This is a genomic window from Streptomyces sp. NPDC029674 (assembly GCF_044903205.1).
Classification (GTDB): Bacteria; Actinomycetota; Actinomycetes; order Streptomycetales; family Streptomycetaceae; genus Streptomyces.
Window position 1 is genome coordinate 583528 of the sequence record NZ_JBJDPY010000001.1, and the last position, 12322, is coordinate 595849.

General features: G+C 70.3%; 10 protein-coding genes. 9 read left to right on the forward strand and 1 reads right to left on the reverse strand.

Features of this window, described 5'->3' with window-relative positions; all coding sequences use genetic code 11:
- On the reverse strand, positions 1-537 hold the full coding sequence (locus ACI2L3_RS02535; RefSeq protein ID WP_150184145.1) for an HNH endonuclease: 537 nt from the start codon (positions 535-537) through the stop codon (positions 1-3).
- A 274-nt stretch (positions 538-811) separates the two neighbouring features.
- Here ACI2L3_RS02535 and ACI2L3_RS02540 point away from each other — a divergent pair, with 274 nt between their 5' ends.
- The 9 genes from ACI2L3_RS02540 (at position 812) to ACI2L3_RS02580 (ending at position 12268) form a co-directional block, all read left to right on the forward strand.
- Complete coding sequence (locus ACI2L3_RS02540; protein WP_404750435.1) at positions 812-1948, forward strand: mechanosensitive ion channel family protein; 1137 nt, start codon at positions 812-814, stop codon at positions 1946-1948.
- A gap of 811 nt (positions 1949-2759) precedes the next feature.
- Entirely contained in the window at positions 2760-3938 is a 1179-nt protein-coding gene (locus ACI2L3_RS02545; RefSeq protein WP_404750436.1) for an ROK family protein, read from the forward strand.
- Positions 3939-3993: 55 nt separating this feature from the next.
- Complete coding sequence (locus tag ACI2L3_RS02550) at positions 3994-5343, forward strand: extracellular solute-binding protein (RefSeq protein WP_404750437.1); 1350 nt, start codon at positions 3994-3996, stop codon at positions 5341-5343.
- A 27-nt stretch (positions 5344-5370) separates the two neighbouring features.
- Entirely contained in the window at positions 5371-6306 is a 936-nt protein-coding gene (locus tag ACI2L3_RS02555; RefSeq protein ID WP_404750438.1) for a carbohydrate ABC transporter permease, read from the forward strand.
- 22 nt (positions 6307-6328) lie between these two features.
- The gene (locus ACI2L3_RS02560; RefSeq protein WP_404750439.1) at positions 6329-7240 is read left to right on the forward strand and encodes a carbohydrate ABC transporter permease; all 912 of its coding nucleotides are present in this window, start codon (positions 6329-6331) and stop codon (positions 7238-7240) included.
- An 8-nt stretch (positions 7241-7248) separates the two neighbouring features.
- On the forward strand, positions 7249-8514 hold the full coding sequence (locus ACI2L3_RS02565; RefSeq protein ID WP_404750440.1) for a 6-phospho-beta-glucosidase: 1266 nt from the start codon (positions 7249-7251) through the stop codon (positions 8512-8514).
- Complete coding sequence (locus ACI2L3_RS02570; protein WP_404750441.1) at positions 8505-9500, forward strand: N-acetylglucosamine kinase; 996 nt, start codon at positions 8505-8507, stop codon at positions 9498-9500. The genes ACI2L3_RS02565 and ACI2L3_RS02570 overlap by 10 nt, the downstream gene beginning before the upstream one ends.
- A 195-nt stretch (positions 9501-9695) precedes the next feature.
- Positions 9696-11225 carry a hypothetical protein gene (locus ACI2L3_RS02575; protein ID WP_404750442.1) on the forward strand — a complete coding sequence of 510 codons (1530 nt, stop codon included), beginning with the start codon at positions 9696-9698 and terminating at the stop codon, positions 11223-11225.
- A 32-nt stretch (positions 11226-11257) separates the two neighbouring features.
- Positions 11258-12268 (forward strand): glutamate ABC transporter substrate-binding protein, encoded by a 1011-nt coding sequence (locus tag ACI2L3_RS02580; protein ID WP_404750443.1) that lies wholly within the window; start codon positions 11258-11260, stop codon positions 12266-12268.
- The last annotated feature ends 54 nt before the right edge of the window (positions 12269-12322 follow it).

Below are 12322 nucleotides of genomic sequence, written 5' to 3' on the forward strand. Positions count from 1 at the left end.
CTAGGCGGAAATGCCGTCGATCCGAGCCATCGCGTCGTCCGCGCCGAACGGCTGCAAGTACGGCAGCCAGCGCGGATCCCTATGTCCGGTCCCGATGATGCGCCACGCGAGGCCCGAGGGCGGCGCGGGTTTGTGCCGCAGCCGCCAGCCGAGCTCCATGAGATGCCGGTCGGCCTTGACGTGGTTGCAGCGGCGGCAGGAAGCCACCACGTTGTCCCAGGCGTGCTGGCCGCCTCGGCTCTTCGGAATGACGTGGTCGACGCTGGTTGCGACGCCACCGCAGTACATGCACCGACCGCCGTCGCGGGCGAAGAGCGCCCGCCTGGTCAGAGGAACGGGCCCCCTGTAAGGGACCCGGACGAACCGCTTGAGGCGGACCACGCTGGGTGCGGGGACGGTGCGCGTTGCGCTGTGCATGAAGGCGCCGGATTCCTCGAGGCAGAGAGCCTTGTTCTCCAGGACGAGGACGAGCGCGCGGCGGAGCGGTACGACGCCGAGGGGCTCGTACGACGCGTTGAGGACCAGGACATGCGGCACGGATGCCTCCTTGTACGCCGGCGGCGCGTGGCTCGCGCCGGGACGATCTGCAAGCCAGTCTCCCCTCATGCCTGGTCGAAGCGCCAGCATGTACTCGTAACGGCCTTGAAGTGTTTTCGACCACAGCGGACGCGCCGGACGTCTCTCTCTTCTCCTCCCTGGTTCTTCCCGAGTGAGCACCGTCTCTCCCTCGAACATGACAACGATCCACACACGATGCCCCGTTAGTGTGGTGTGTCTGCCCGGCTCCCCCCACTCCGCCGGTTCCGCTTCGATGGCGGTTCTCCGTGCGCCGGGCAGGCCGCGATACCTGGAGGTACCCGCCGTGTTCTTGTCCGTCCTGTCGACAGCCGGAACGGACCCGGACGACACGCCAACGACCAAGCCGCCCACGTTCGAGGACGCCCAGGAGAGCGCCACGAACGCGGCCAGCTGGGTCGAGCAGAACTGGTCCACGTGGCTCGGCATCGGTCTGCGCATCGTGCTCATCGTCACGATCGCCGTCGTCCTGCGCGTCCTGGTGCGCCGCGCCATCACCAAGCTGATAGACCGCATGAACCGCACGGCGCAGGCCGTGGACGGCACGGCGCTCGGCGGCCTCCTGGTCAACGTGGAGCGCCGCCGCCAGCGCTCGCAGGCGATCGGCTCGGTGCTGCGCTCGGTCGCCTCGTTCCTGATCCTCGGCACGGCCGGGCTGATGGTCCTCAGCACGTTCGAGATCAACCTGGCGCCGCTGCTGGCCTCCGCCGGTGTGGCGGGCGTCGCGATCGGCTTCGGCGCGCGCAACCTCGTGACGGACTTCCTCTCCGGCGTCTTCATGATCCTCGAGGACCAGTACGGCGTGGGCGACTCGATCGACGCGGGCGTGGCCTCCGGAGAGGTGATCGAGGTCGGCCTGCGCGTCACGAAGCTGCGCGGCGACAACGGCGAGATCTGGTACGTCCGCAACGGCGAGGTCAAGCGCATCGGCAACCTCTCCCAGGGCTGGTCCACGGCGGGCGTCGACGTGACGGTCCGCCCGGACGAGGACCTCGACAAGGTGAAGGCGACGCTGGCGGAGGTCGGCGAGACCATGGCGAAGGACGAGCCCTGGAACGAGAAGCTGTGGGGCCCCGTGGAGGTCCTCGGCCTGGACAGCGTCCTCCTCGACTCGATGGTCGTCCGCGTCTCGGCCAAGACGATGCCGGGGCAGTCCCTGGGGGTCGAGCGGGAGCTGCGCTGGCGCATCAAGCAGGCGTTCGACGAGGCGGGCATCCGCATCGTGGGCGGCCTGCCGCTGGCGATACCCGAGGACGGCACCCCCGACCCGTCCGCCGCCGTCGCGGCCCCCTCCGCCTACGCCTCCGCAACGTCCCCCCAGTCCCTGGCGGCCTCCCCGATACCGCCGCCTCCGCCGAACCTGTCGAAGTAAACCGGTCGGCGACTTCGGTGGGCCTGAGCCTTCGACGGTCACCGGGGCCGCCCGGCTTTTAGCGGAGTGTGGCGCCTCCGGGCCACCAGTAAAGGGCGCTCCTACGTCGCGTCGGCTCCGCCGATTCCGCTCCGCTCCACCCTTGACTGCCGTCCCTCCACCGCAGGTTGACTTTGACCCGGACGGCCAGGGGTGGGGCGACGGACTCCTCTGCTCGGGCCATCCCCTTTCACTGCCGGGTGCGGACCGGCCCAACGTGAGTCCCCGTCACCGTCGAGGCACCGCCCCCGGCTTCGCCGCTCGGGTCATCCCCTCTCGCCGCCGGGTGCGGCCCGGCCCAACGTGGGTGCCCGTCACGGTCTGGGCTCGGTCACCCGCCCGGCCTCTCCGCTCGGCTCATCGGCTCTCGCCGCCGCGTGCGGACCGGTCCATCGTGAGTGCGGGGCATGGTCGGGGCGCGGTCTTTCGTGTGCTCTCGTGTGGCTGGCCCGGTCGGGGACCTACTTTGGGAAAGTTGCGAATCAGGTCGGCGCGCGCCCCCCTGCCACGCCCCGCGCGCCTGTCGCGCATGCCCACCCGGGCGGGGAATGGGGCATAGCGGGCCCGCATGCCGGGGCGTATTGGTGTCGTGAGGGGGGCGCACGGTGACCATCGAAGACGCAGGCCCACCGAAGTCACCGAAGGCCCACAGGTAACGACTTGGTTGCCGCGACGGCGTCCACTATTGACGCCCTATTCACGCCAGCCGTACGGTCCCACCAATTGGAAAGTTTCCTAACAGTTAAGGCCGACAGGCAGGCAGGTGGGCGTCATGGCAGCAGGCAGCACCCCGGGCTCACCGGGTACCCCAGGCACGCCCCGCGTCCTCCGCGCCATGAACGACCGAGCCGTCCTCGACCTCCTCGTCGCCCACGGCCCCCTCACCCGCACCCGCATCGGCGAACTGACCGGCCTGTCGAAGCCCACCACCTCCCAGCTCCTGGGCCGGCTCGAAGCCGCCGGCCTCGTGCACACCACCGGCAGCCTCAGCGGACGCCCGGGCCCCAACGCCCAGCTGTACGAGATCGACCCGCGCGCCGGGCACGTCGCCGCGCTGTCCGCCGACCCGACCGGCATCACCGCCCTCGTCGCCGACATCACCGGCAACGTGCTGGGCCAGGCCCGCGTGGAGGCCGACGCCGTCGCCGAGGACGTGCGCCACCGCACCGCCCAGCTGGTCGCGGAGGCCGTCGACGGCGCCCTGCGGCAGGCGGCGCTCGGTCACGAGGACCTGCGGGCCGCCGTCATCGGCACCCCCGGCGCCATCGACCCGCACACCGGCCAGCTCCGCTACGCCCCGCACCTGCCGGGCTGGCACTCGCGGACGCTGCGCGACGATCTCGCCGCCGTCCTCGGCACGCCCGTCGACATCGAGAACGACGTGAACCTGGCCGCCGTCGCGGAGCAGTACGAGGGCGCCGCCCAGGACTACGACAACTACGTGCTGACCTGGCTCGACGAAGGCGTCGGCGCCGCCATCGTGCTCGGCGGCACGCTGCTGCGCGGCGCGACCGGCGGCGCGGGCGAGATCGGCTACATGCCGCTGCCGGGCGCCCCGCTCGTACGGAGAGGCGCGGAGGGCAACGGTGGTGGTGACGGGGGGTTCGAGAGTCTCGTCTCCGCGTACGTCGTACGGGAACTCGGGGGCGAGGGCGCCTCGTTGGCGGACGTCATGGCCGACGATGACGCGCTCGGCGAGGTCGCGCGGCGCATCGCCACCGGCATCGCCGCCGTCGTCGCCGTCGTGGACCCCGAACTCGTCGTGCTCTCCGGCTCCGTGGCCCAGGCGGGCGGCGACAAGCTGCGCGCCAAGGTCGAGGAGGAGCTGACGGGGCTCGCCCTGCCCCGCCCGGAGATCCGCATCAGCGAACTCGACGGCGACCCGATCCTCACCGGCGCCCTCCGCTCCGCCCTCACCCAGGCCCGCGACCAGGTGTTCGACACGGCCTGAGCTCCCGGCAAGCACTGACAGCCCCCAACTCCCCTCCCTGCAAAGGAAGTCCGCCATGCCGCGATGGCGCATGCCCACCTGCGCGTCCGCGGCGCTCGCCGCAGCCGGTCTGTTGCTCGCCGGCTGCGCCAACCCGAGCGTCGGCAGCGCGAACGACGACCCGACCAAGCCGGTCACCCTGAAGTTCTGGCACGGCTGGTCGACGCCCGGCGAGGTCAAGGCCGTCAACGACAGCATCGACCGGTTCGAGAAACTGCACCCGAACATCGACGTGAAGGCCACCGGGAACGTCTCCGACGAGACCGTCAACCAGGCCCTGCGCGCGGGCGGCGACAAGGCCCCGGACGTGGTGTCCTCGTTCACCACCAACAACGTGGGCCAGTACTGCGAATCCGGGATGTGGGCGGACCTCGACCCGTTCATGAAGAAGACGGGTCTTGACAAGCACAAGACCTTCCCCAAGACGCTGATCGACTACACCAGTTACCGGGGCACCCAGTGCGCCCTGCCGCTGCTCGCCGACGCCTTCGGGATGTACTACAACAAGGACGCCTACGCCGAAGCCGGCATCAAGCGGGCGCCCCGCACCATGTCCGAGTTCAAGAAGGCCGCCGAGAAACTGACCGTGCGGGCCGGCAGCGACGGCAAGGGCTCGTACAAGCGGGTCGGGTACATGCCCAGCTTCCGCTTCTACCAGAACAGCCCGGACCGGCTCTTCGCGCAGTGGGGGCCGAAGTATTTCGACGGCGAGGGCGATTCGCGGCTCGCCGAGGAGCCCGCGACGTACGACTACTTCAAGACCACCCGCGAACTCGCGGCCGCGCAGGGCGGGTTCCGTGATCTGGAGAAGTTCCGGCTCACCTTCGGTGACGAGATGTCCAGTCAGAACGCCTTCCTCACCGGGAAAGTCGCCATGCTTCTGGACGGCGAGTGGCGCGGGCTGATGCTGAACGAGGCGAAGGCCAAGTTCAATTGGGGCGTCGCGCCGCTGCCCGTCCCGGACGACCAGGCCGATACGTACGGCCGCGGTTTCATCACCGGCACCGTCGCCGGCATCGCGCACAGCAGCAAGCACCAGAACGCCGCCTGGGAGCTGGTGCGGTTCCTGACCGCCGATACGAAGCAGGTCGTGAGCTTCGCGAACGCGATCCACAATGTGCCCTCCACATTCGCGGCGCTCAAGTCCCCCGACCTGGACGCGGACCCGACCTTCCGGGCCTTCTTCGACATCCTGGAGAACAAGCACAGCAAGGCCCTGCCGCCCTCCGTCAATGGCGGCGCCTACGTCGTCTCGCTGATGGACTTCGCGTACTCCGTGGAGGCCGGGCGCGTCCCCGATCTGCGCAAGGGGCTGAAGAAGCTCGACGAGCAGATCGACGCCGACACCCTCCAGTCGAAGAGCTGAAGAGCTGAAGAGGTTAAGGACTCCGCCATGGCCATCACCCTCTCCAACCCCGCGCGCCGCAGACTGCGCACGCTCGGTTTCCTCTCCCCCTGGCTGGTCGGCTTCAGCGTCTTCTTCGCGTATCCGCTGATCGCCACCGTCTACTTCTCGTTCATGCACTACAACCAGATCAAGGAGCCCACCTTCGTGGGGCTGCGGAACTGGAAGTACGTGTTCGAGCAGATGCCCCTGTTCGGTCCCGCCCTGTGGAACACCCTCTGGCTGGTCGTGATCATGGTGGCGCTGCGGGTGGTCTTCGGGCTCTCGCTCGGGCTGCTGATCACGAAGATCAAGACGGGGGTCGGGTTCTTCCGTACCGCCTTCTATATTCCGTATCTCGCGCCGCCGGTGGCCGCCACCGTCGCCTTCGTCTTCCTGCTGAACCCGGGCACGGGGCCGGTGAACGAGGTCCTCGGCGCGGTCGGCATCTCCGGGCCCAACTGGTTCAACGACCCGGACACCGCCAAGCCCTCACTCGTGCTGCTCTCCCTGTGGGGCATCGGCGACCTGATGGTGATCTTCATGGCCGCGCTGCTCGACGTACCGAAGGAGCAGTACGAGGCGGCCGACCTGGACGGCGCGGGGGCGTTCGCCAAGTTCCGCTACGTGACGTGGCCGTCGATCACGCCGATCGTGATGTTCGCGGTGGTCACGGGCGTCGTGCAGACCATGCAGTACTACACGCAGGCCCTGGTCGCGGGGAAGGTCGCCTCCGGCGTCAACATCGGGCCGGGGTCGGTCATCCAGCCGGGCTACCCGGACCATTCGACCCTCACGGTCCCCCAGCTCGTCTACCAAATGGGCTTCCAGAACTTCAACACCGGTGCGGCGTGCGTGCTCTCCCTCGTGCTCTTCGCCATCGCCATGTCCGTGACGATGCTCCTGATGCGCAAGCGCTCCGGGCTGCTCGCGGCCGAGGACTGAGAACTGAGGACTGAGGCTTTCGATGACATCCACGACTCTCAGCGCGCCCGCATCGACATCCGTCGAACGGACCGGCCCGCGGCGGGGACCCGCCGCCGCCCGCGCCCGCCGCAAGCGCATCCTGCACTGGATCGCCGTGCACAGCGTCGCCATAGCCGTCGCGCTGCTGTTCGTCCTGCCGTTCGTCTTCGTCTTCCTGACGTCGGTGATGAGCGACTCGCAGGCGATGAGCGGCGACCTGTGGCCCGACTCCTGGCACTGGTCGAACTACAAGGCCGTGTTCGAGACGCCGGGCTTCCTGGACTGGTGGCGCAACTCGCTCCTGTACGCGGGACTCGGCACCCTCTTCACCGTCTGCTCGGCGATCCCCGTGGCGTACGCGCTCGCGAAGTTCCGCTTCCGCGGCCGGCGCACGGCGATGCTGCTCGTCATCTCGACGATGATGCTGCCGCCGCAGGTCATCGTCATTCCGATGTATCTGGTGTGGGCCCAGCAGTTCCACCTGTCGGGCACGCTGTGGCCGCTCATCATTCCGATGGCGTTCGGCGACGCGTACTCGATCTTCCTCCTTCGGCAGTTCCTGCTCACCATTCCCAAGGAGTACATCGAGTCGGCGAAGGTCGACGGCTGCGGTGAATTCCGCACCATGGTGAAGATCGTGGTGCCGATGGCCAAGCCCGGCATCGCCGCCATCGCGCTCTTCCAGTTCTTCTACTGCTGGAACGACTACTTCGGACCGCAGATATACGCCGCGCAGAACCCCGGCGCCTGGACACTGAGCTACGGCCTCGAATCGTTCAAGAGCGCCCACGCGGTCAACTGGAACATGACGATGGCCGCGACCCTGCTCGTCATGGCACCCGTCATCATCGTTTTCTTCTTCGCACAAAAGGCCTTCGTCGAAGGCGTCACCCTCACCGGAGTAAAGGGCTGAGAACCGATATGAAGCTCGCAGTGGTCGGCGGAGGGTCGACCTACACACCCGAACTCATCGACGGATTCGCGCGGTTGAGGGACACCCTGCCGATCGAGGAGCTCGTCCTCGTGGACCCGGCGGCCGACCGTCTGGAGCTGGTGGGCGGCCTCGCGCGGCGCATCTTCGCCAAGCAGGGGCACCCGGGCCGCATCGTCACCACCTCCGACGTGGACGCGGGCGTCGCGGACGCCGACGCCGTGCTGCTCCAGCTGCGCGTCGGCGGGCAGGCGGCACGTCAGCAGGACGAGACGTGGCCCCTGGAGTGCGGCTGCGTCGGCCAGGAGACCACCGGCGCGGGCGGCCTGGCGAAGGCCCTGCGCACGGTGCCCGTCGTCCTCGACATCGCCGAGCGGGTGCGCAGGACCAACCCGAACGCCTGGATCATCGACTTCACCAACCCCGTCGGCATCGTCACGCGCGCACTGCTCCAGGCCGGGCACAAGGCCGTCGGCCTGTGCAACGTGGCGATCGGATTCCAGCGGAAGTTCGCGAAGCTGCTCGGTGTCGCGCCGGGCGAGGTGCACCTCGACCACGTGGGGCTCAACCACCTGACGTGGGAGACGGGCGTACGTCTCGGGGGTCCCGGCGGCGACGACATCCTGCCCGAGCTGCTCGCCGAGCACGGGGACGCGGTCGCCGAGGACCTGCGCATGCCGCGCGCGATCGTCGACCGGCTCGGCGTCGTCCCCTCGTACTACCTGCGCTACTACTACCGGCACGACGCCGTGGTCGACGAGCTGCGGACGAAGCCGTCGCGCGCCGCCGAAGTCGCGGCCATGGAGAAGCAGTTGCTGGAGATGTACGGCGACCCGGCGCTCGACGAGAAGCCGGAGCTGCTCGCCAAGCGCGGCGGCGCCTTCTACTCGGAGGCCGCCGTCGACCTCGCGGCGTCGCTGCTCGGCAACGGCGGCAGCCCCTACCAGGTGGTCAACACCGTCAACAACGGCACGCTGCCGTTCCTGCCGGACGACGCGGTCATCGAGGTGCAGGCGGCGGTGGACGGCACGGGTGCCAAGCCGCTCGCCGTGCCGGAGCTCGACCCGCTGTACGCGGGGCTCGTCGCGAACGTCACCGCGTACGAGGACCTCGCCCTGCGGGCCGCGCTGCACGGCGGCCGCGAGCGCGTCTTCAAGGCGCTGCTCGCCCATCCGCTGGTCGGCCAGTACGCGTACGCCGAGCAGCTCACCGACAGCCTGATCGCGCACAACCGGGAGCACCTGGCGTGGGCGTAGGCACGAGCGTGCTCTCGATCGACGCGGGCAACAGCAAGACCGACGTCGCGGTGGTCGCGGCCGACGGGCGCATCGTCGGCGCGGCGCGCGGCGGCGGGTTCCAGCCGCCGCGGGTGGGCGTCGAGACCGCGGTGGACGTGCTCGCGGACGCGGTGACGCGGGCGTTCGCCGAGGCCGGCGTCGACGCCGTGGGGCACGTGTCCGCGTGTCTCGCGAACGCCGATCTTCCCGTGGAGGAGCGGGAGTTGGCGGAGGCGCTGCGGCGACGCGCGTGGGGTGCCTCCGTCGACGTGCGCAACGACACCTTCGCCGTCCTGCGCGCCGGACTCCTGGAGGACGCCGAGCCGCGCGGTGTCGCCGTGGTGTGCGGCGCGGGCATCAACTGCGTCGGCATGCTGCCGGACGGGCGCACCGCCCGCTTCCCCGCCATCGGCCGCATCTCCGGCGACTGGGGCGGGGGCGGCGGACTCGCCGAGGAGGCGCTGTGGCACGCGGCGCGCGCCGAGGACGGCCGCGGCCCGGCGACCGCGCTGCGCGAGACGCTGCCCGCGCACTTCGGCCTGGGGTCCATGTACGCGCTGATCGAGGCCCTGCACCTGGGGCGCGTCGCCCCGGCGCGCCGGCACGAGCTGACACCGGTCCTGTTCGCCACCGCGGCGGCGGGGGACGCCGTGGCGCGGTCGCTGGTGGACCGGATGGCCGACGAGGTCGTGGCGATGGCGGCCGTGGCCCTGGAGCGGCTCGGGCTGCTCGACGAGGAGGCGCCGGTGCTGCTCGGCGGCAGTGTCCTCGCCGCGCGCCATCCGCAACTCGACGACCGGGTGCGTGAGTTGCTGACCGTGCGGGCGCCCAAGGCGGTGCCCCGGGTGGTCGTCGCCCGTCCCGTGCTCGGCGCGGCGCTGCTGGGGCTCGACCGGGTGGGGGCCCCGACCGAGGTGCACGCGCGCGTGCGGACGCATTACGAGGGGGGCGCGAGCGGCCACTGAGTGCGTTCCGTCCGCGCCGTGCACGCGGGCGGGAACCGAACACGCCTCAATCTCGTGTTCCAGGGCAGGGGGGTTCCGCGGCAGGGATCCGCACAAGATCGAGTCAAGGCCTGTGCGGATGTCCGTCCCTGCGGCAATACTTGCGGCCGAGCACTTCTTCCCGCTCCGCGCGTGCCGGGCGGAGACAACCGTCCGATGACCGAGGGGGAGGTCGAGGTCAAGGTGACACATCCGCCGAACGGCGGCCCGGTGCCGCCGGGCCCGCCCGCGCCGACGATGCCCACCGTGCCGCCGTCGGCACCGGGTCTGCCGCCGCAGGTGCCGGGCGTGCCGCCACAGGCACCGGGCACGCCGCCCGCACCGCCCGCCGCCGCCACCGCACCGCCCGCCCGCCGCCGCACCGCCTGGTCCGAGGGCGTCGACCGCCTCCGCGCCGCCGCGACCACGGAGCCGGGCAAGCTGCGCATCATCGGTGCCGTACTGGCCCTGCTCGTCGTCGCGTTCGGAGCGGTCACCACCTGGCAGATGACGGAGCGGTCGGCCGCCGCGGACGACGTGCTGCACCGCAGCCAGCCGCTGAGCGCCGACGCCGCCGCCATCTACCGCTCGCTGGCGGACGCCAACACCGCGGCGTCCAGCGGCTTCCTCGCGGGCGGCCAGGAGCCCGCCGCCGTCCGCGCACGGTACGAGCGCGACATCAAGAGGGCCTCCGAGAAGCTGGCGACCGCCGCGTCGAGCGCGGGCCCGGGCTCGTCGGCCGCGACCTCCGTGGGCAAGCTGAACAAGCTCCTCCCCGAGTACACGGGCCTCATCGAGCGCGCCCGCGCCAACAACCGCCAGGGCCTCCCGCTGGGCGGCGCCTATCTGCGGTACGCGAACGACAAGATGCAGACCCAGATGCTCCCGGCCGCCGAGAAGCTCTACAAGGCGGAGAACGAGCGGCTGAGCTCGGACTACGACAGCGCCAAGCCGTACCCCTGGTTCGCCATCGCCCTCGGCGTCCTCGCCCTCGCCGCGCTCGGCTGGGCCCAGCGCCGCAACTACCGCCGTACGAACCGGGTGTTCAACCAGGGCCTGCTCGCCGCGACCGCGGCCGCCACCGTCGTACTGCTCTGGCTCGTCGTCGGCCACACCGTCGCGCGCGCGGGGCTCAACGAGTCGTACGACGACGGGGTGCGGTCCCTGAACGTCCTCAACGACGCCCGGATCAGCTCCCTGAAGGCCCGCGGCAACGAGAACCTCACCCTGGTCAGCCGCGGCGCCGAGACCACCGAGGTGGACGGCGAGACGGAGGACAAGTTCGACGTCGCGTACCGCGCACAGATGAAGCAGCTGGGCGGCGCCGAGAGCGGTCTCCTCGGCAAGGCGGCCGAGCTCGCCGACGACGACGCCGGCGGGAACCCGGTCGCCGAGGCCGCGAAGAACGTGGGCGTCTGGAAGGACCGCCACAAAGTGGCTCGCTCCAGCGACGACTCCGGTGACTACAAGGGAGCGCTCGACAAGGTCATCGGCGCCAAGGACGACGAACCGACCGGCGAGTGCTTCGACAACGTGGACGCGGCCCTGGACCGTGCGCTCGCGCACGAGCAGCGCGAGTTCAAGCAGGCGGCGAAGGACGGCAGGGGCGCCATGGACGGCCTCGCGGTCGGTGCCGCCGTCCTCGCGGTCATCGCCGCGGCGGGCGCCGTGCTCGGCATCGGCCGCAGGCTTTCGGAGTACCGGTGATGGGCCCAGAGGTGGAAGGGGGCGCGCGGAGGATGCGTACACGACCCGGCACGGCGGGGCTGCGCGGCACGGCCAGGCTGCGCGGCTGGGGCGGTGTGGGCGCGATGGGCCTCGCCTGCACCCTGGCGGGCTCGCTCGTCCTGGCCCTTCCGGACCGGGGTGACAGCAGTGCGGACCGCGGCGGCCCCGGCGCCACCGTGGCCGCGCCCGTGCGGGCCGACGCCGACGACTGCAACGACCGCAGCCTGCGCCCGGAGAGCGCGGACGGCCCGACGATAGAGGCCATCAAGAACCGCAAGGTCAAGAAGCTCATCGTCGGCGTCGACCAGAACAGCTACCGCTGGGGCTACCGCGACCCGAACAAGGCGGGCGGCAAGCTCGAAGGCTTCGACATCGACCTCGCGCGGGAGATCGCCGAGGAGATCTTCGGCGACCGCGACGCCATCGTCTTCCGCGCCATCCCCACCAACCAGCGGATACCGGCCATCCAGAGCGGTCAGGTCGACATGGTCGTCCGTACGATGACGATCAACTGCGACCGGCTGAAGGACGTCGACTTCTCCACCGGGTACTTCGAGACGGGCCAGCAGGTGCTCGCGCCGAGGAAAGCCGAGGACATCACCGGCTACGACGAGTCGCTCAAGGGCAAGAAGATCTGTTCGGCCGCGGGCTCCATCGCCGAGGAGGAGCTCAAGAAGGAGAGCTTCGGTGCCGACATCTCCACCACGGTGCCCAACCAGCTCGACTGTCTGGTCAGGCTCCAACTGGGCGAGGTGGACGCGGTGGTGACCGACAGCGCGCTCGCCGCGGGCCAGGCCGCGCAGGACCCGACGGTCGAGCTCAAGGGCGAGGAGCCGTTCACCACCGAGCACTACGGCGTGGCGATGAAGAAGGGCTCGGACGACTTGGTCCGCCGGGTCAACAAGGTCCTCGACGACTACCGCAAGGACAAGGATCACGGCTGGGAGAAGTCCTACGACAAGTGGCTCAAGGGCGGCCTCGGCAAGTCGCCCGGCCCGCCGGCCCCCGAGTACCGGGACTGACCCGGAGCCGACAACCGACCTGGTACGACTGACGAGTTACCAAGAGCCAAGGCC

Bases quoted from the DNA above. Each gene is read 5' to 3' on its own strand.
- ACI2L3_RS02555 (WP_404750438.1), top strand. From the start codon at position 5,371: ATGGCCATCACCCTCTCCAACCCCGCGCGCCGCAGACTGCGCACGCTC.
- ACI2L3_RS02575 (WP_404750442.1), top strand. From the start codon at position 9,696: ATGACCGAGGGGGAGGTCGAGGTCAAGGTGACACATCCGCCGAACGGC.
- ACI2L3_RS02545 (WP_404750436.1), top strand. From the start codon at position 2,760: ATGGCAGCAGGCAGCACCCCGGGCTCACCGGGTACCCCAGGCACGCCC.
- ACI2L3_RS02550 (WP_404750437.1), top strand. From the start codon at position 3,994: ATGCCGCGATGGCGCATGCCCACCTGCGCGTCCGCGGCGCTCGCCGCA.
- ACI2L3_RS02565 (WP_404750440.1), top strand. From the start codon at position 7,249: ATGAAGCTCGCAGTGGTCGGCGGAGGGTCGACCTACACACCCGAACTC.
- ACI2L3_RS02580 (WP_404750443.1), top strand. From the start codon at position 11,258: ATGCGTACACGACCCGGCACGGCGGGGCTGCGCGGCACGGCCAGGCTG.
- ACI2L3_RS02560 (WP_404750439.1), top strand. From the start codon at position 6,329: ATGACATCCACGACTCTCAGCGCGCCCGCATCGACATCCGTCGAACGG.
- ACI2L3_RS02540 (WP_404750435.1), top strand. From the start codon at position 812: ATGGCGGTTCTCCGTGCGCCGGGCAGGCCGCGATACCTGGAGGTACCC.